The sequence below is a fragment of the Myroides indicus genome (genome assembly GCF_004364575.1).
Taxonomy (GTDB): Bacteria; Bacteroidota; Bacteroidia; order Flavobacteriales; family Flavobacteriaceae; genus Flavobacterium; species Flavobacterium indicum_A.
Genome location: NZ_SOAG01000015.1, coordinates 1 through 20,041, shown reverse-complemented (window position 1 = coordinate 20,041; position 20,041 = coordinate 1). Strand labels below are relative to the sequence as shown.

General features: G+C 35.6%; 18 protein-coding genes and 1 pseudogene. 6 read left to right on the top strand and 13 right to left on the bottom strand.

Annotated features, from left to right (window positions below; all coding sequences use genetic code 11):
- Positions 1-3: 3 nt before the first annotated feature.
- Entirely contained in the window at positions 4-213 is a 210-nt protein-coding gene (ccoS, locus tag C8P70_RS07365) for a cbb3-type cytochrome oxidase assembly protein CcoS (RefSeq protein WP_133712698.1), read from the bottom strand.
- A gap of 82 nt (positions 214-295) precedes the next feature.
- Complete coding sequence (locus C8P70_RS07360) at positions 296-2,704, bottom strand: heavy metal translocating P-type ATPase (protein ID WP_133712697.1); 2,409 nt, start codon at positions 2,702-2,704, stop codon at positions 296-298.
- A 111-nt stretch (positions 2,705-2,815) separates the two neighbouring features.
- Between C8P70_RS07360 and C8P70_RS07355 the strand changes: the two genes are divergently transcribed.
- The 4 genes from C8P70_RS07355 (at position 2,816) to C8P70_RS07340 (ending at position 6,235) form a co-directional block, all read left to right on the top strand.
- On the top strand, positions 2,816-3,499 hold the full coding sequence (locus tag C8P70_RS07355; protein ID WP_133712763.1) for a Crp/Fnr family transcriptional regulator: 684 nt from the start codon (positions 2,816-2,818) through the stop codon (positions 3,497-3,499).
- Positions 3,500-3,575: 76 nt separating this feature from the next.
- Positions 3,576-4,598, top strand: a complete 1,023-nt coding sequence (locus C8P70_RS07350) for a DHH family phosphoesterase (protein ID WP_133712696.1) — start codon at positions 3,576-3,578, stop codon at positions 4,596-4,598.
- The gene (gene gldI, locus C8P70_RS07345) at positions 4,591-5,148 is read left to right on the top strand and encodes a gliding motility-associated peptidyl-prolyl isomerase GldI (RefSeq protein ID WP_133712695.1); all 558 of its coding nucleotides are present in this window, start codon (positions 4,591-4,593) and stop codon (positions 5,146-5,148) included. Before C8P70_RS07350 ends, gldI begins: the two co-directional genes overlap by 8 nt.
- Before the next feature lies 1 nt (position 5,149).
- A complete protein-coding gene (locus tag C8P70_RS07340; protein WP_208293391.1) occupies positions 5,150-6,235 on the top strand; it encodes a peptidylprolyl isomerase in 1,086 nt (361 codons plus the stop codon).
- Positions 6,236-6,350: 115 nt separating this feature from the next.
- Here C8P70_RS07340 and C8P70_RS07335 read toward each other — a convergent pair whose 3' ends face one another.
- The 11 genes from C8P70_RS07335 to C8P70_RS07285 all read right to left on the bottom strand — a co-directional run bounded on the left by C8P70_RS07335 (position 6,351) and on the right by C8P70_RS07285 (position 18,170).
- Positions 6,351-6,971, bottom strand: a complete 621-nt coding sequence (locus tag C8P70_RS07335; protein ID WP_133712693.1) for a WbqC family protein — start codon at positions 6,969-6,971, stop codon at positions 6,351-6,353.
- 9 nt (positions 6,972-6,980) lie between these two features.
- Entirely contained in the window at positions 6,981-8,552 is a 1,572-nt protein-coding gene (gene lepB / locus C8P70_RS07330) for a signal peptidase I (protein WP_133712692.1), read from the bottom strand.
- Positions 8,553-8,580: 28 nt separating this feature from the next.
- Positions 8,581-9,285, bottom strand: a complete 705-nt coding sequence (gene dapB, locus C8P70_RS07325; RefSeq protein ID WP_133712691.1) for a 4-hydroxy-tetrahydrodipicolinate reductase — start codon at positions 9,283-9,285, stop codon at positions 8,581-8,583.
- A gap of 17 nt (positions 9,286-9,302) precedes the next feature.
- Entirely contained in the window at positions 9,303-9,875 is a 573-nt protein-coding gene (locus tag C8P70_RS07320) for a DUF5683 domain-containing protein (protein ID WP_208293390.1), read from the bottom strand.
- A complete protein-coding gene (locus tag C8P70_RS07315) occupies positions 9,875-10,777 on the bottom strand; it encodes a ParB/RepB/Spo0J family partition protein (protein WP_133712690.1) in 903 nt (300 codons plus the stop codon). Before C8P70_RS07315 ends, C8P70_RS07320 begins: the two co-directional genes overlap by 1 nt.
- A gap of 25 nt (positions 10,778-10,802) precedes the next feature.
- On the bottom strand, positions 10,803-11,573 hold the full coding sequence (locus tag C8P70_RS07310; RefSeq protein WP_133712689.1) for a ParA family protein: 771 nt from the start codon (positions 11,571-11,573) through the stop codon (positions 10,803-10,805).
- Positions 11,574-11,739: 166 nt separating this feature from the next.
- Positions 11,740-12,612 carry an SDR family oxidoreductase gene (locus C8P70_RS07305; RefSeq protein WP_133712688.1) on the bottom strand — a complete coding sequence of 291 codons (873 nt, stop codon included), beginning with the start codon at positions 12,610-12,612 and terminating at the stop codon, positions 11,740-11,742.
- Positions 12,613-12,774: 162 nt separating this feature from the next.
- Positions 12,775-13,842 (bottom strand): phytase, encoded by a 1,068-nt coding sequence (locus C8P70_RS07300; RefSeq protein ID WP_133712687.1) that lies wholly within the window; start codon positions 13,840-13,842, stop codon positions 12,775-12,777.
- The gene (locus C8P70_RS07295) at positions 13,842-14,840 is read right to left on the bottom strand and encodes a metallophosphoesterase (protein ID WP_133712686.1); all 999 of its coding nucleotides are present in this window, start codon (positions 14,838-14,840) and stop codon (positions 13,842-13,844) included. The genes C8P70_RS07300 and C8P70_RS07295 overlap by 1 nt, the downstream gene beginning before the upstream one ends.
- 67 nt (positions 14,841-14,907) lie before the next feature.
- Positions 14,908-17,745 carry a TonB-dependent receptor gene (locus tag C8P70_RS07290; RefSeq protein WP_133712685.1) on the bottom strand — a complete coding sequence of 946 codons (2,838 nt, stop codon included), beginning with the start codon at positions 17,743-17,745 and terminating at the stop codon, positions 14,908-14,910.
- 248 nt (positions 17,746-17,993) lie between these two features.
- Positions 17,994-18,170 carry a hypothetical protein gene (locus C8P70_RS07285; protein WP_172462211.1) on the bottom strand — a complete coding sequence of 59 codons (177 nt, stop codon included), beginning with the start codon at positions 18,168-18,170 and terminating at the stop codon, positions 17,994-17,996.
- 143 nt (positions 18,171-18,313) lie between these two features.
- Here C8P70_RS07285 and fumC point away from each other — a divergent pair, with 143 nt between their 5' ends.
- Together fumC and C8P70_RS07275 are read left to right on the top strand one after the other, a co-directional pair.
- Positions 18,314-19,699 carry a class II fumarate hydratase gene (gene fumC, locus C8P70_RS07280; RefSeq protein WP_133712684.1) on the top strand — a complete coding sequence of 462 codons (1,386 nt, stop codon included), beginning with the start codon at positions 18,314-18,316 and terminating at the stop codon, positions 19,697-19,699.
- 129 nt (positions 19,700-19,828) lie between these two features.
- Positions 19,829-20,041, top strand: a pseudogene (locus tag C8P70_RS07275) (IS5/IS1182 family transposase); the annotation flags it as partial.

The following is a 20,041-nucleotide window of genomic DNA, read 5'->3' as shown; positions in this document are numbered from 1 at the left end:
TGTTTATATTTGATTTTCTTTAAATGTTTCTTCTTTTTTCGATTTCTTTTGGGATGGCTGTAAATCTTTTTTTACTTCATCGTCAAACAGTACACGCACTGAGGGTGTATAAGCATCATCAAATTGACCGCTTTTGACAGACTTAATAAAAAAATACAGGAATAGTCCAGCTACGAATACGCTGATACTGATTAATAAATAAATAACACTCATACCTAATACCTAATACCTAATACCTAATACCTAATTATATGTCAAAATTAATACCTTGTCCTGTCTTAAAACATGATATTTGTCACGTTCCTCTTTTTTTAGCTTTTATGCTCAATGTTTTCTTAGCGTAATAATTAGTCATAACCGTAACAAAACTAATAATAGAAAATGTGCTTATTGGCATTAATATCGCTGCTACCAATGGCGACATTTTATTCAATATCGAAAGCGTTATTCCTATTACATTATAGGTAAGCGCCAGCATATAACTCATTTTTATTACTTTGATCGATAATTTGGAATAGTTTAAAAATCTATCCAAAAACCTGAATTCACCTGCATCCAATATAGCATCGCTTGCCGGAGTAAATACATTTACATTCTCAGAAACAGAAACTCCTACATTACTTTGCGCCAAAGCTCCGGCATCATTTAACCCGTCACCTACCATCATCACATTTCGATTATTAGCTTGTAAATTTTTAATATATTCTAACTTTTTATCTGGTTTTTGATTAAACACAAATTCCGTACCCTTTGGCAATATTTTCTCTAATTTTTTCAACTCGCCATTATTATCACCAGACAATATAGCAATTTTATATTTATTTTTTTTAAGTTTAAAAAATAATTCTGTTAATCCTTCACGATAATGATTATTAAAAACAAATTTTCCTTTATACTCCTTATCAATACATATATGCACTGACGTTTCGTTTAACACTTTTTCTTTATTAATCTCCAATAACTCCGCTGATCCTATTTTATATTGCTTTCCATTTATAATTCCGATTAGTCCTTTTCCGGGAATTTCTTCAAAAGAATCAGGTTTTAAAGTAATCTTAGACGATAAAAAATCATAAAGTTTTCTGCTTAAAGGGTGATTGGATCCCCGAATAATATTTCGAATATCTTCTTGTTGCTGTTTTGATAAATCAACTCCTGTATATTGAATAACTGAATTAGCGCTTGTTGTTATAGTTCCCGTTTTGTCAAACACAATAGTATCTACTTTTACCATTTGCTCTACAACCGTAACATTTTTGAGATAAAACTTCTTTCTTCCCAATATCCGAATGGCATTTCCCAAGGTAAACGGGGCAGTCAAAGCCAAAGCACAAGGACAAGCAACAATAAGAATAGCCGTAACCACATTAAAAGCAATATTCCAATCTACAAATGCCCACCCGGTAAATGCCAAAAGAGAAATAGCAAGTAAAGCGGGCGTAAAATAGTGGCTTATCTTATCTGTGATCGTTTTATATTTGAAATCGGCTTTTTTCTGAAAAACATCGTTGCTCCATAACTGTGTCAGATAGCTTTGCGATACAGTATTAATTGTTTCTACCTCTACCACATCTCCCATTTGCTTGCCCCCTGCAAAAAGCTTATCACCTGATTTTTTTTCAACAGGAACAGCTTCTCCCGTTACAAAACTGTAATCGATAAATGCCCTGTCGGAAATCAAAATAGCATCAACAGGAATAAGCTCCTGATTTCGGATTAGCAAACGATCGCCTTTTTGGACATCATATACCTGCACAGACACTTCTTTATTTTCATCTGACAATTTGGTAACAGCAATAGGAAAATAAGACTTATAATCTCTTTCAAAAGACAAAAAATTATAGGTTCTCTGCTGAAAAAGTTTTCCTAACAGCATAAAGAAAACTAACATGGTCATACTGTCAAAAAATCCTGGTCCGAGATTAAAGATAATATCGACAGTGCTTCTGACAAACATCACAATTACCCCTAGAGACATAGGGATATCAATGGTATAATTTTTAGAACGAAGTCCTTTCCACGCCGAAATATGATAAGGTGAAGCAGAATAGAAAAAAACAGGCAAAGACAACAACAGTATCAACCATCTAAAAAAGCCTCTATACTGTTCCATCCAGACATCATCAATATTAAAATATTCGGGAAATGACAGCATCATTACATTGCCAAAGCTGAAAAATGCGACTCCTATTTTATAAATTAAGCTTCGGTCTACAGGTTTTTTATTTTCCTCATAATTACTCAAGCTGATATAAGGTTCATAGCCTATTTTAGTCAACAGTAAAACAATTTCTTTAAGATTTGTTTTTTCAGAATTAAAAGTAATTGTCGCTTTTTTTTCGGGAAAGTTTACCAATACCCGATAAACTCCTTCATTAAGCTTTTGTAGGTTTTCCAATATCCAGATACACGAACTACAGTGAATGTGCGGAATATAAAGAGAAATAATGGACGTAAATCCCTCATTGAATTCCAGTAACTTATCTACAATTTCAGGTTTATCTAAAAAGTCATATTTGCCTTGAGCATCTTCAGGAGTTGCTCCCGGCGAAGTCTGCATCTCATAATAACAGCTTAAATCATTCTCGTTAAATATTTCATACACTGTTTTACATCCGTTACAGCAAAATTCTTTGTCATCATAATCGATTCTATTAAATACCGTTACAGCGTTGCCACAGTGATAACAACTCTTTTTCTCCATACTATTTGCTCATTTTACCTTAGACAAATTTCTGCTTTTAATGACCTAAAATATATGACATTTATCATGAAAAAACACTATCTTTGCAGTATATCTTTAAACAGTCAAAACATGGGAAGATGTGAACAATGCATAATAAGAGAATTTAGCTCCTTAAAGGCGCTTACTCGTGAAGAACTTTTGACTATTTCGGATACAAAAACTCATTTTTTAGTGAAGAAAGGAGAAGTTATCTTTTCTGAAGGCGACAATCTCAATGGAGTGTATTGTATAAAAGAGGGTTTTTGTAAACTGACAAAGCTTAATGCAAACGGTAAAGACTCTATTGTAAAATTATCTAAAAGAGGAGATTTATTAGGGCAACGCTCTATCATCAACGAAGAAACATCAAACCTTACTGCTACCGCATTGGAAGATATGAGCATCTGTTTTATTCCTAAAAAGGAAATGATGGAATATTTTACAGAAAACAACAAATTTTCGCTGTTGGTTACGAAGGATATTTGCAATCACTTGAAGGATTCTGACAAAGGAATTGCAGATCATACGCACAAAACGGTAAAACAACGTTTGGCAAGTGTATTGCTCAAACTTGAAGAATTAGGCGGAACAAATCCTGAAAATAAAGCTTTAAATATACAATTATCCCGAGAAGATCTTGCCAATATGGTCGGTACAGCTACCGAAAGCTGTATTCGGCTGCTTTCTGACATGAAAAAGGAATCTCTTATCCAGTTGTTAGGTAAAAATATAATCTTAGTCAATAAATCAGAATTGAAAAATCTATCAGAATAAGTTTTCTTTTAGGCTTCTTCACAATAAAATAATCAATATTTCATTTTCTGTTCACAAAATAGTTTATTTTCGCAGTATGATGAACGAAAAAAAAATAGACGAATTAAAATCAATATTAGCCTCTCCTAAAAAAATAGTATTAGTACCTCATCGCAATCCGGATGGAGATGCAATGGGAGCTGCATTAGGTTTATACAGTGTATTAGTCCAGCTTCAACACGAAGTACATGTTATTTCTCCAAACGAAATTCCTCATTTTTTAAATTGGATGCCTGAGATTGGTAAAGTTTCCATTTTTGAAAACAACGAAAAAGAGGCTTTACAGATATTGAATCAGGCTGATTATATTTTTGCTCTAGATTTTAATATTCTTGCCCGTACAGGCGAAAAAATGGAAAAAGCATTAGAAAACACTGCTGCTTTTAAGATAATGATCGATCATCATCAGATGCCCGGAGATTTTGCCAAGCTTATTTTTTCAGATACAGCATTTGGTTCTACTTGCGAACTGCTCTACACGATTTTAATGCAAGCCGGCTTTTTAAAATATATAAACAAAGATGCTGCCACCTGTTTATATACCGGCATAGTTACGGATTCAGGATCCTTTAGATTTCCAAAAACAAATTCAAGCACACATAATGCTGTTGCCGATTTAATTGAAAAAGGAATAGACAATCCTCAAATCCACAATGCTTTATTTGACAACAATTCTTATAATCGATTACAGTTGCTCGGAAAAGCACTTCAAAATATGGTTCTTTTATCAGAATCAAAAACTTCCTATATTTACCTCAGCGAAAAGGATCTTCAGCAGTTTGATTATCAAAAAGGAGATACGGAAGGTTTTGTAAATTACGGCTTAACTATTACCGGAATAGATTTTACGGCTTTTTTTATAGAGCGAAAAGAAGATGCCGGAATAAAAATATCATTTCGATCACAAGGTAATTTTGATGTAAATTTATTCGCCAGACGTTTTTTTAATGGAGGAGGGCATATCAATGCAGCTGGCGGAAATTCTGATTTATCTCTTGAAGAGACCATAAACCGTTTTAAAGAAATAGTCAAAAATTACAAAAGTGAATTTTATGTATAGCTCCATCCGATTTTCATTATTGTTTTTAGTGCTCTTGCTCAGTATAGGCTGTCAGCAAAAAGAAGAAGCTCGAAGACCTCTCACTCAGTCTAAGCTAAGCAGTATTAACACTTCTATTGAACGAAACATTGAAGTTGTTAAAGACGAAGAAGGTTTTTTCAAAAATTATATTGCAACAGATACAAGCAATACATACACCAATTCAAAAAATGGCTTCTGGTATACGTATATCGCGCGTCAATTAAAAGACTCTATACGTTCGCAAACAGGAGACTTAGTAAACTATACCTATGCTGTACATTCAATAAACGACAGTTTGATTTACTCTAACAATGAAATCGGAAATTTAACTTATCGAATAGATAAAGAAGATATTTTACCGATTTTAAGACATAGCTTAAAAATGATGAAAGCCAATGAAACCATCAAGGTCTTATCACCTTCTGCTTTGGCATACGGATATGTGGGCGACCAAAAAAAAATTAGAAAAAATCAACCTTTAATATTTACGATTACTCTATTATCAATTGAATATAAAACTAATTATTAAAATGAAAAAAATGACAAGTTTAATATTAAGCTTAGTAGCGTTGGTATCCTCATGTACCTCGCAAAAATCAGACTTGCCGGATGGTTTATATGCAGATATTAAAACCAGCAAAGGCAACATTATTGTTGAATTAGAATACAAAAAAGCCCCCGTAACGGTTGCTAATTTTGTATCATTGGCTGAAGGAAAAAATCCTTTCGTAGATGAACAATACAAAAACAAACCTTATTATGACGGCATCAAATTTCACCGGGTAGTAAATGACTTTGTAATTCAGGCGGGAGATCCAACCGGAACAGGTGCAGGCGGACCAGGATATGTATTTAAAGATGAATTTGATCCATCTTTAGGTCACGACAAAGAAGGTACTTTATCTATGGCAAACAGCGGACCATTCACCAACGGCAGCCAGTTTTTTATTACTCATAAACCAACTCCTTCTTTAGACAACCGCCACTCCGTGTTCGGATACACTGTTAAAGGGATGGAGGTCGTTAATCAGATAGAACAAGGTGATCTAATTGAAAATATTAAGATAATAAGACAAGGCAAAGAAGCTAAAAAATTTGACGCTGCAAAGGTGTTTAAAAACTACTTTGAAGAAGAAGCCAAGGCTAAAAAGGAACAAGAAGAGAAACAGGCTAAAATTCAAAAAGAATACGCTTCAAAATTTGAGGAATTAAAAGCCAAAGCAACTAAAACTTCTTCCGGGCTATCTTATGTGATTACTGAAAAAGGAAATGGAGAGGCACCCAATATCGGACAAGATATTTATGTTGATTATTCAGGTTTTTTTGAAAACGGAACTATGTTCGATTCAAGCAATGAGCAATTATCTAAAGATTTTGATATTTACAATCCACAAAGAGCTGCAGCAAAACAATATATTCCTATTCCGTTCAAATTCGGAGCTAAAACAGGTTTAATCCCGGGATTTATCGAAGGAATAGAACAAATGAAGATTGGAGATAAAGCAATTATCTTTATTCCTGCTCATTTAGCTTATGGTGAAAGAGGTGCAGGACCTATTCCTCCAAATACTGATTTAGTATTTGAGCTGGAGATACATGAAACATCCGCTGATTAAGCTTTAAAACGATGAAATTCTAAAGCCTGCAAACTATAGTTTTTGCAGGCTTTGATTTTATAGTTTAAGCTACTAATATAAAAAATTTCTTAAAATAGTATTTGTAGTTTCTTTCTTATAATTTTACCCTTTGCCGTTTTAAATAATCAACTGCATGCCTTCCTTCATTAAAAAGCAAGTCTAAAATACTCAGATTATTTAAAAAACCGTATTTTTCATCAAAAACCTGTGTATAAGGTTCATATTGGTTACTGTCTTTTTTTCCATTTGCCAATTGTCTAAAATCTAATACATCTGGAGGTGGTTCTTTTAAATACTCTTCTGTAGTAGAATATGCCAAATTTATTCCTAAACAGCCTGCTACGATTTCGTGAATTTTAAAATTTAAATCCAACATAAACTCATAATTATTTTCAAAAACCAGACGAATATCATCCTCAAAATATTCAAAGTAGGGTGAAGTTCTATAAGCTGCTTCTAAACTCTTAAAATGTTGTTTTTGCCATCCAAAGGCATGTTCTATTTTGATATCTTTAAATTTTTGATGTACATTTTTAGAGTGTTTTATAGGAATATTCAGCAATTGAATACCATTAGCACTATAGATATACATTCTGTTTCTATTAGTTTGTTTTTGAAAATTATCCTCTACTTCTAATGTTATAGTATCTGTCTGCAACATAGCTACATAATGACTAATAGACGGAAAGTAAGTGGGATGAATCAAAATATTCATTAGTCAATATTAAAATTTAGATTTCTTTTTATCTTTTCTCTTTTTGTAAAAGTTATATCCGAAAATTCCGATCATCACAATCACAAAATAAGGAAAATAGGATACTTGCTTGCCGTTTCCGTTTACCGTTGTAAACATTCTTTCCCAACGGAACTTATCCAACGCTTTAGACCAAGGAACATTCTGATCCAAACTCATCCATATGAAAACGGGTTTTCCAACAATATGATCTTCAGGAACATATCCCCAAAAACGACTATCTTCTGAATTATCACGATTATCCCCCATCATAAAATAGTAATCCTGATGAAAAGTATACTGATCTGTTTGCTGATTGTCAATATAAATTTGCCCGTCTTTTATTTCAAGCTTATTATTTTCATACACCTCAATAGCTCGTTTATAAAACGGCAAATTTTCTTCTGTCAATGTTACGGTTTCTCCTTTTGCAGGAATATGGAGCGGTCCCATATTATTTTCCGTCCAATCTTGCTGAGTATGTGGAAAGACTGCTCCGTCTATTGAATTAAACGGACTTTTAATAACTTCTTTTACTGTACTGAAGGTTTTTATATATTCTACATCTTCCTGAGTCAATGCTCTGAAAAAGATAGCGTTTTGAGGGTTCTGAACATATCCGAAAGGATCTGTTATATCTAATTTTTTAGCCAAGCCTTGCAAATCCAACTGTCTACTTCCATCAGTCATCACCAAATAGCTATACTGTAATTTTGCCCTGTCATTCAGCTGAAGTTCTTTATCGTTAATATAAACTACACCATCTTTTATAGACAAATTTTCTCCCGGAAGACCAACAGCTCTTTTTACGTAATTTGTCTTTTTATCAATAGGTTTAAAAACTGCCTTTCTGCGCAAAGGATCATTAAATTGATATACTGTATCCGTTGGCCAGCTAAAAACTACAATATCATTATGTTGTATCTTTTGAAATCCAGGAATTCTAAAATAAGGCAGATGCGGTTTGGCAAAATAAGATTTCTTTCTAGTCAGTGGAATGGTATCGTGTGCCATAGGCAAAGCAACAGTTGTCATCGGCGTTCTTGCACCATAGTGAAACTTACTCACAAATAAAAAATCACCTACCAATAACGTTTTTTCTAATGAAGACGACGGGATAGTATAAGGCTGAATCACATAGGTATGGATAACCGTTGCTACTATTACTGCAAACAAAATAGAACTTACTGTTTCTCCGCTTGAAGTGGTTGGTTTCAGACTTCTGTTTTCAACATACTTAACACTACCTACATAGTTGATAAAGTAAATGTAAAGTCCCAGCGTTACAACACCTAAAATAGTATCTGCCGTAGATTTTTTTCCAAAGCTTCTTAGTGTTTCCACCCAAACTACAGGAAACATAATAAGGTTTACAATCGGAATAAACAGTAAAATTACCCACCAAACTGGGCGGTTAATAATTTTCATTAAAACAATTCCATTGTATATCGGCACAGCGGCTTCCCATGCTTTTCTTCCTGCTTTTACATATAATTTCCATGTTCCTAAAAAATGGATTATCTGTATTACAATAAAAAATAAAAACCATTCTGTAATTGTCATAATTTCTTGTTTTTAGGTGGTAAGTTAATTATTTTTTCAAATCAAGAACATCTTTCATCGAAAAAACTCCTTTTTTATTCAGAATCCACTCAGCGGCAATCACAGCTCCCAAAGCAAATCCTTCTCTATTATGCGCAGTGTGTTTTATTTCTATTTGATCAATAGCGGAATCGTAAAAAACACTATGCGTTCCAGGTACATTCTCTTTTCTGATTGCATCAATAGGAATTTCCCCTTCTAGCGCTTCGTCCAAAGTCCATTTTACATAATGAGAATTTGCAATTATTCCTTGTGCCAAGGTTATTGCGGTACCGCTCGGTGCATCTAACTTTTGGGTGTGATGAATTTCTTCTATTGAAACGTTATATTCGTTAAAACGATGCATTATTTTAGCTAACTGTTCATTGAGTTCAAAAAAAATATTTACTCCCAAACTAAAGTTGGAGCCGTATAAAAATGCTCCTTCTTTTTGAAGGCAATACGACACCATTTCACCATACTTCTCCAGCCATCCTGTAGTTCCGCAAACAATCGGTATTTGTAAATCAACACATTTCTTTATGTTCGTTACTGCCGCATCCGGAATGCTGAAATCAATAGCAACATCGGCTTTTTCCAAACCTTCAAAAGTATCTGTACTCTTTTTTCTCAATACAATTTCATGATTCCGTTCTAAGGCAATTCTTTCAATGATTTGCCCCATTTTTCCATAGCCTAGTAATGCGATTTTCATGTTGTTTAAAAATATAATTAAAAACGATATTGAATATTCACAGCATATTGATACTGCTGCGGAGTATTGTCTATTGAATTAAATTCAAAAGCAGGTTTTATGGTTAGTCTGTCGTTTACGTTGAACTGCATTAAATGCGCATCAACATTTGCATCAACTATACTTAATATATAGAAACCAAGTGTCACCACTACGGATAAATCTCTATTTCTTCTGTAAAAGTTTTGACCATCCAGTAAACGCTGATCATCTAATCGTCCGAAGGTAGAATCATCTTCATCTCTTATTCCCTGAAGTCTTTTTTTGTATTCGTTTCTATACCGATCATAATTGCGCTGATTATCTGCCCAAAAATACACCGGAACTCCGATTCCTGCATAAACTAAAGGTAGTTTCCAATATTTTTTATTGTAAATCTGTCCCAATCCCGGCACAACAGTAGTGTAAAAAGCAGCACGCGAAGGTGCCAAAGGATCCATCGGTTTATACTCTTCTTTTTTAGAAACTTTTTCTTCCCCCCCCGTTTGGGCAAATATAGTACTTTGCCAAACTCCTAAAAGAAAAACAATTATAAAAAACTTATTTTTCACTAATCCTTTAATAGTTTAATAATCCGGTTTAAATCTTCTTCCGAATGAAAGGGAATAGATATTTTTCCTTTTCCATTATTGCCGACTTTGACATCAACTTTTGCACCAAAAAAACTTCCTATTGATCTTTTATCCTCCTCAGAAACAACAAATTGAGATTCTTTTTTAAGGACACTTTGTTTTTCGTTTCCTACACCTTCTTGGTATTTTTTGACCAATGCTTCAGTTTCTCTAACGGAAAGATTTTCGGTTATAATCTGATGATAAATATTGGTTTGAACATCCAAATCTTCAATATTGATTATCGCTCTGCCATGCCCCATTGTAATGAATCCGTCCCGAATCCCCGTCTGAATAATCGGATCTAATCGTAGTAATCTCAAATAATTAGCAATCGTAGAACGCTTTTTTCCTACTCTATCGCTCACCTGTTCCTGTGTCAAGCTGATTTCTTCCATCAATCGCTGATAAGACAAGGCTATTTCTATAGGGTCTAAATCGTGGCGCTGAATATTTTCTACCAGTGCCATCGTTAACGAATCATTGTCGTTAGCTATACGGATATAAGCAGGTATAGTTTCTAAGCCAACAAGCTTAGAAGCGCGTAAACGACGCTCTCCTGAAATGAGTTGATATTTATTAAAAGCAGTTTTTCGGACTGTAATAGGCTGAATAACTCCCAATTCACGAATACTGGTTGCTAATTCATTAAGTGAATCTTCATTAAAATTAGTTCGGGGTTGAAATGGATTTATTTCAATAGATGCTATTTCCAATTCAATAATATTTCCTACTACTTTATCCGCATTATTATCCTCAATAGATTTAATATCATTTTCCGGATCTTTTAACAATGCGGACAATCCTCTTCCTAAAGCTTGTTTTTTTATTGCTTTTGCCATAACCTAACTACTTCCCTTCCTAAATTTATAACGTTTTATTTTTATTGATAATTTCTTCTGCCAAATTGATGTAATTGGTAGCTCCTTTACTTGTTGCATCATAATTGATAATGCTTTCTCCAAAACTAGGTGCTTCGCTCAACTTGACATTTCTTTGAATAATGGTATTAAATACCATATCGTTAAAGTGCTTTTGAACTTCTTCTACCACTTGGTTTGACAGTCTCAATCTAGAGTCATACATCGTGAGCAGTAAGCCTTCAATATCTAATTCGGGATTGTGAATTTTCTGAACACTTTTAATGGTATTTAGTAACTTCCCCAATCCTTCTAATGCAAAATACTCACACTGAATAGGAATAATGACAGAATCAGCAGCAGTAAGTGCGTTTAATGTCAATAGTCCTAAGGAAGGCGCACAGTCTATTATGATATAATCAAATTCATCTTTTACCGAACTCAGCGCTTCTTTAAGCATATATTCTCGGTTTTTTTTATCTACTAATTCAATTTCAATAGCAACTAAATCAATATGAGCTGGAATTAATGAAACATTAGGGGCAGTACAATCTACAATGGCTTCTTTTGGTGTATTGCTATGCTCCAAAATTTCATACGTTCCTATTTCTACTGCTTCTACATCTACTCCTAATCCCGAAGTAGCATTAGCCTGAGGATCAGCATCTATCAATAATACCTTTTTCTCAAGTGCCCCTAATGATGCTGCTAAATTTACAGACGTAGTTGTTTTTCCAACCCCCCCTTTTTGATTAGCAATAGCAATGATTTTACCCATGTTTATCCCGAATAATTTAAGTGGTAAAAATACGATTATTTATGAGTTTAGAAAATCTATTTTATCAACATTTTGCTAAATTCGCTTGTATTCACTACTTTATAAACTTTAAAGTGTTATTTTATATAAAACGACACTTTGTGAATTGAAAGGAAAAGTAAATGGTTTATTTTTTCTTTGTTATTTTTCTCAGCATATCCCACATTTCTTCGGGAACTTGATCCAATATATTAAACTCACCTGCTCCCTGTAGCCATTCCCCTCCGTCAATGGTAATTACCTCTCCATTGATATAGCTTGAAAAGTCAGAAACCAAATAGGCCGCTAAATTAGCTAGTTCTTGATGTTCTCCTACTCTGCGCAGTGGAATCTTCTTAGTCAGGTCGAATTTTTCTTTCAAATCACCTGGCAATAGGCGATCCCAAGCTCCTTTTGTAGGGAAAGGCCCTGGTGCAATTGCATTGAAACGCATCCCGTATTTAGCCCATTCTACAGCCAAACTTCTCGTCATCGCCAAAACCCCTGCTTTTGCAACAGAAGAAGGCACCACATAGGCTGATCCGGTCCAAGCATAGGTCGTCGTAATATTTAAAACGACTGTATTGCGTTGTTTTTGTTCAATCCAATGTTTTCCTAAAACCAACGTACAGTTTTTTGTCCCTTTTAATACGATATCTACAATGGTATCAAAAGCATTGGAAGATAAGCGCTCTGTTGGTGAAATGAAATTACCCGCTGCATTGTTAAGTAACACATCTACTTTTCCCCATTTATCCAATACGGCTTGTAGCATCTGTTCAACTTGGTCATAGTGTCGTACATCACAGCTTACAGGGAAACACTCCCCTCCTGTTTGTTCTTCTAGTTCTTTGGCCGTTTGTTTTAATTTATCCAAATCACGGGAAGTAATCACGACTTTCGAACCAATCTCCATAAAGTAAGCCGACATAGATCTTCCTAATCCGCTTCCTCCTCCAGTAACAATCACTACTTTATCTTTCAATGCCGTTGGTGGCAACATTTTTTCTGTATAATTCATAATTTGTTTTCTTTTTGATATCTTCTAAAGATACAAAAAAGGAAGTTGATTTTCTTTTATCGCGGTTGAAAACTTTATTTGAGGTGGTGAGGTGGTGAGATTGCCTCACCCCCTCACTTAAATAAAATAGACATCCCTCCGGATGTCTATTTTTATTTAAATCTATTTTTTTGCTTCTTCAATTTTTTCTTGAATCATCGCCCAATCGTAATAATGGAATACTTTTCCGTTACTCATCATCACCAACATTCCTTTTGGAAATTTAGGATCGAGTCCTTGAGCTGTAATCTCCAGTCCATCACATTCAATTGCTGCAACTGGGATTGTAGTTATCAATTGATGTTCGTGTGGATTATCGGAGGCTCCTTCTCTTGGGTAAATTAAGATGGAATTATCTTGTTGATTGGACACCACGATATATCCTGTTGTTGCTTCTTTTTTATAAATCGCAATGCCTTCATGGTCGCGTTTGGCATCGGTTTGTGCAAAGAAGGCAAGTTCTTGATTTCCCTTTGCTGGATCTGCATAATACTTGCGTACTCCTGCTCCTTCATCGGAATAATACACATAGCCCAACTCTTGATCTACTGCTATGGCTTCAATTTCTTTTTTTCCGCTATAAGCACCGAATTTGCGTGCCAATTGCAATTCAACCTTCCCTGCTGCATTGGTATGATAACGGTATTGCCATAAATACCCTTCAGCAGGTCCGTTTTTACGACCTACAATCGCATAAAATACCGTTGCTCCTCCTTCTTTTCCTTCATACAAAGCAATCCCCATCGGTTCATTGTACTCTTCTGTTGTTTCTCCTTCAAACACCTTTAATCCTCCTCCATCAATAGGGGTTAATTCAGGCAATTTAAAAATTCGAATCGCATTGGCGTTGCGTTCCGTTACTATTGCAACGTCAATTTTCTGGTTTTGATACGGAAAATCATACGCAATATCCACGTTATTTGGACGTGCCATATCGACGTATTGATGTACAATCTTTCCTTGTAAATCATAAGCGTAGAGTCCACCGCCATTTTCCTTATCTGTTCCGATAATTAAACTTTTTGCTTGCTCTTGTTTATTGATCCAAATAGCGGGATCATCCGTATCAAACACGGTTTGTTCCGTCACTACTACAGGTTGAATAGCATCTGGTGAAACAGGTGCTAATTTATCTTTACAGCTGGTCAATAATGCCAAGCTAAATAAGAAGTATATTGCTTTATTTTTCATTATTTTTTCTTTTGAATGGTGTGGGTATATATTACTTCTGCATCTTCTTTGTTTGCTTTTACCACTTGAACGGTCAAACTAGTATTCAAGATAGAAAAAGCCATAAATCCAGGTTCAGCTGCTGCAAAAATAGTGTGTTCCATGGTTCCTGAAGGGCGAACTTCACTCGCAGCCCCAGATAAGAATTGCGTGGTATAGCGATTTTTTGGTTTAATAATTTGCAAATCATGTTCATGTCCGCAGATATAAGCATCAACTTGATGGCGGTCAAAAAACGCGGCGAATTGCTGTTCGAATCCTTGGGTATCTTTATTTACTTTTCGCTTTCCTCCACTATACATGGGATGATGTCCTATCACAATTTTCCATTGCACATCTGCATCTGCTTGTCCTAAGGTTTGCTCTAGCCATTGCATCTGTTTCTCCGTGTCTTGTTCCTTTAAATCTCCATACTTCGAACTCTTGCGGTAATTCTCAATAAATGGATTGGTATCCATCACCACCAACAATAGTTTTTTTCCATTCTCTAATTTAAACGTTTTGCTGTAATAACGATCGGGCATATTCCAACGTCTACTGATTTTCGTATAATCGACTTGTGCTTGAACATTCCCTAAATAATCGTGATTACCTAAAGCAATATACCAATCCGCATAAAGCGATGGGTTAGTGTACACCTGTTCAAAAGAAGAAGTCCAATGATAATCTTGCGTGCTCGCTACGCCATTGGGATAAAAATTATCCCCAACCGAAACAACAAATTCACCATCGAGAACCACCATGGCATTGCCCATTTCTCGAGCTACCTCTTTTTGATAGTAATCCCCTACGCGTCCAAAATCACCTAGAACAAGGAAATTAAAACTATCTTCTTGGTATTTTAACGCAGGGATATTTTGTCCAGAATACCCTGTGCTTTTTTCGTGCTCAAAAGGCGTTTGCGCCTGAGTTAATCCTGTGAAACTAAGTAAGACTAAAGTATAAAGTATTTTCTTCATGTGTTGTAAATGAAAAAATTACAGCCAATAAAACGATTCGCTGTAATTTTCTTGTGTATGGTTTATATTATAAATCAAATTTAACCCCTAAGGTAAATTTAGGTTGGTAGTATTCCATTTGTTTTACGCGATTGCTCACCCCTTGGTAATATCTCAACGGTTGATTAGTCAAGTTATTTGCCTCAGCAAATACGCGTAAATACGACGTGATTTTATAGGATGCATTCGCATCTAAAAACAATTGCTTGTCGTAGTAGCTATCCTCAAAGCTATTTCCTCCTAATGCATCTAAATAATCTGAAGCATAATTTAAGGAAATACGAGCAGAGAAGCGTTCATTTTCCCATGAAAGCGATCCATTAAACATATGAGGGGCTGATCCAGGTAACTCCATATTTTTTCTAACCTCTCCATCCGCATTGGTAATTCCTTTTGCTTCTGAGTGTGTATACGTATAGTTCACATAGATTCCCAATCCTTTAAAGAATTTACCAGGGATAAAATCTAACTGTCTTTGAAATGCTACCTCAACCCCGAATAAATTCACTTGATCTCCATTGCGTTGTTGCATAAATTTCCAGTTTTCACCCGCTTGAATTGGATTCACTTGATCTGGGAAAGCCGCATTGAAATTATCATGGTTGAATGAATCTGAACGATAGGTATAAATGAAGTCATTTAAATTTTTGTAAAACACTCCTGCAGAGAACATCCCTACCGATTGGAAATACTTTTCTGCCATTAAATCAAAATTGTAGGCATAGGTGGCTTTCAAATCTGGGTTTCCAGCAGCAATTGCATTATCTTGAGAAATTACACTGATATAAGGAGCCAAGGCGTAATAATCGGGTCTAGCTAATGCTGTAGTGAACGCAGCTCTATAAATCCAATCTGTATCTGTTTGGTATTTAAATGTCAAACTCGGCATCACATTTGTATAGCTGTTGGTGTTGTTTATTTCTCCTACTAAATCACTTTCATCAACAATATGATTTCCAGTATAATCAATACTTGTATGTTCTACACGAGCTCCCACAATCATGGATAAATTGGCATTGAAATCTTGATCCCAACGGATATATCCTGCGTAAATTTTCTCTTTGGCTTTGTAGTTTAAAGCTAAGTATTCTTCTGGTTTTGCTTCTTTTTCAAACAAAGCGGCATTGTTTAAATCTAAACCACCTACATATTGCTTAGCAGCAAAATAACCTGGAACATATCTACTTCCTGCTTGAAAATCTTTTCCATCATAAAAATTATTCGGTACTGCTGCTAAATTTCCGATTGCATTTGGTGCAATTGGCGTGTATTCATAGAACATATTATCGCGTTCTTTGTCTTTTAGACGCAAGCGTCCTCCAAATCTCAATCGTCCTTTTTGATCTTCAATTACTGAAAATGGGATTCTAAAATTCAATTTCGCTCCAAACTCACTGTCTTTTGTAAAGTTGTGGTTTTCTGTTAGTTTTCTAAAGCTAAAGTTTTCGGGGGTATCTTTTGCTGCAGTGATTAAAGGAAAATCTCCATCTGACAAATCCTCTACCATGGCTACTTTCTTATTTTGAAAATCCAAGTAGCGCTCTCCTGGGCGGTCTTCTGAAGCACGTGCATAGTTTACCGACCAATCCATATCTAAATTACTCGACCATAAATGCTCTCCGCTTAAGGCATAGTTTTGTACGCGTTGATCTTCTAAACGTGCATTTTTATTGCGATTCGTATCGATTCCTCCTTTTGTTTCTCTACGGATATCTCCTTTGTACCCAATGATGTTATTCTCCGCATCGTATTCTGGTGTTATCCCTCTGTAACGCACGCGGTATCTATTTTCTCTATCATCTCTCCAATTGTACATCGCACTGGCATAAATTGTGTGATTTTCATTGATTTTATAATCAAATGCTCCTGAGAAACTGCGGCGTACGCGTTGTACATCATACTTTCTGATGTCGTATTCACTGATGTAAACATTGCCGTGTTCATCTTGATCCCAAACGGCTTCTACGTTGTCTGAACCAAAATCATTGCTGTTGTACGATCCGCTGAAAATCATTCCTAATTTAGAATCTAAAAAGCGATTTCCATACACAAAGCTTCCGATGTAATTTCCCTTTTCTCTGATAGGGTTATATCCTCCTGCTACCGTTGCAGCAATACGTTCTCCATAAGGGGAAGCACGAGTAATCAAATCTACAGAACCTCCGATGGCGTCAGCATCCATATCTGGGGTTAAGGTTTTATTTACTTCGATAGATGAAATCATATCTGAAGGAATTAAATCCATCTGTACATTTCGGTTATCTCCTTCAGCGGAAGGAACGCGATCTCCATTTAAAGTTACGGAGTTTAAGCTAGAAGCCAATCCTCGGATTACAATATTACGCGCTTCTCCTTGGTCATTTTGCATGGTAATCCCCGGTACGCGTTTTAAGGCATCCCCAATGTTTGAATCTGGAAAACGCCCCACTTGATCCGCAGAGATGACATTGGTTACATTGGCATTGTTCATCTGTTGATTTAATGCCTTGGCTTGCCCTTTGAGGCGATCTCCGACAATCACAATTCCTTCTAAGGTTTGTGCATCAGTAGACAAACTCAAATTGATTACGGTATTTTGTCCTGCTGTTACTTCTACTTCTTGTTCAATAGGCGCATATCCGATATAACTAACAGATAAGGTATAAGAGCCTACAGGTATATTTAAAAACTCAAAATAACCATTGCTATTACTGATGGTGTATTGTTTTCCTTTATTTAATAGTACGGCTGCTCCTGGAAGTGAACTTTTATCTGTTGTGTCAATCACTCTACCGGATACAATTCCGTGTTTTTTATCTGCATTTTGCGCGTGTAAGGTCCACGCAAAACAAAGGGTAAAAAAGAATAATAAGTACTTTACTTTCATAATGATAACATTGAATAGTTTTAGGCAAACTTAGTCCTCCCCCTACGAAACTGTGTTTCTATATCATTATGATTGTGTTTTGGTTTTGCTTGTTGTGTTAAGAAGGGGTTATGAGATTATGGGTGAGGTTTGCTCTTTGTGAGGTTTGTTGAGCCCCATACCTCATACCTGACACCTCTTTCCTCTTTCCTCATAAAATAAAAGAGGCCATGCATCGCATGACCTCTTTTATTTCGTAAAATCAAATTCTACATTTGACTTTCTTCTAACTGCTGTTTTTTAGCTTTCTTCTCTTTTAATAACTCCATTGCGCCTCCAGTTGCCCAGTAGCAAGCGAAACCAATTAAGAATATCAAAAGCCAAAACGCCATTGTAATAACGGTCATGGCAACGATGAAACCTAAATACTGTTGAAATTCAAACATTTTATTCCGGATTTTTTTGTATACGTCCCAAATATACATCCTTTTCTCGATTTTGCAATACCTCTTATTTTATTTTACACCTTCTTTAGAATCAAACTAAATAATTCAGTACCTTTAAGGTAATTTTAAATACAAATCACATCATGGACTATAGAATAGAAAAAGACACCCTTGGGGAAGTACAAGTACCAAAAGACAAATATTGGGGTGCACAAACAGAGCGTTCGAGAAACAATTTTAAGATTGGCCCAGAGGCATCCATGCCTCATGAAATTATCGAAGCTTTTGCTTATTTAAAAAAAGCAGCTGCCTATGCCAATTTTGATTTAAATGTATTGAGTCAAGAGAAACGAGATGCCATTGCACAAGTGTGTGATGAAATTATTGCTGGAAAACTAGACGATCAATTTCCTTTGGTTATTTGGCAAACGGGATCGGGTACACAGTCCAATATGAATGTCAATGAGGTGATTGCCAATCGCGCACAGGTTTTAGCTGGTTTTGGTATTGGAGAAGGAGAACCGGTATTGAAAGCCAATGATGATGTCAACAAATCACAATCGTCTAATGACACCTACCCTACGGCTATGCATATTGCAGCATATAAAGCAGTAATTGAATCTACGATTCCTGGGGTTATCCAACTAAAAAACACGCTAGCTGCCAAGGCAAAGGAATACAAAGACGTAGTAAAAATTGGACGTACGCATTTAATGGATGCAACTCCTTTAACCTTAGGGCAAGAAATTTCGGGTTATGTCGCTCAATTGGAACACGGCTTAAAGGCTTTACAACATACGTTACCTCACTTAGCGGAATTGGCTCTGGGTGGAACGGCTGTAGGAACGGGATTAAATACGCCTGTTAACTATGATGTCGTAGTGGCTAAACACATTGCGGATTTTACAAAGCTCCCTTTTGTTACAGCTCCAAACAAATTTGAGGCTTTAGCAGCTCATGATGCGATTGTAGAAACGCATGGTGCGCTGAAACAATTAGCGGTATCCCTCTATAAAATAGCCAATGATATTCGCATGCTAGCTTCTGGACCTCGTTCTGGAATCGGTGAGATTATCATTCCAGCCAATGAACCTGGGTCTTCTATTATGCCTGGTAAAGTAAATCCAACCCAATGTGAGGCTTTAACGATGGTGGCTGCTCAAGTATTGGGGAATGATGTAACGATTTCATTCAGCGGTACACAAGGACAATATGAATTGAATGTGTTCAAACCGGTGATGGCAGCTAACTTTATTCAATCGGCTAAATTATTAGGTGATGCTTGTGTTTCTTTTGATGAACATTGTGCACAAGGAATTGAACCGAACCACAAACGCATTCAGGAACTCGTTGATAACTCGTTGATGTTAGTTACGGCTCTCAATACAAAAATTGGTTACTATAAAGCAGCTGAAATTGCACAAACGGCTCACGCCAATGGTACAACCTTAAAAGAAGAGGCTGTTCGTCTGGGCTATGTAACACCAGAAGATTTTGATCTTTGGGTAGATCCGAAGAAAATGATATAATTAACTTTATATTTAAAGAGAAGCCGTCTCACAACTGAGGCGGTTTTTTTATTCAATTTTCAGCAAAAAAAGGCTAATAATTAGGATTTTAATATAAAAATATACAAACTTAACTACCTAATTATCAATGTGATAAATTATAGAATTAAAGAATACAACCAATCCCAAAACTGGTTATTTCCACCTTCTATAGAAGAATTAATTCCATCGGATCATCCTGTAAGAATCGTGAATAATGTAGTGGAGAAAATAGATTTAAAACCCTTATTAGAAACCTACAGTCGGGAAGGACATCCCAGTTATCATCCCAAAATGATGCTTAAAGTGATGGTTTATGCTTAT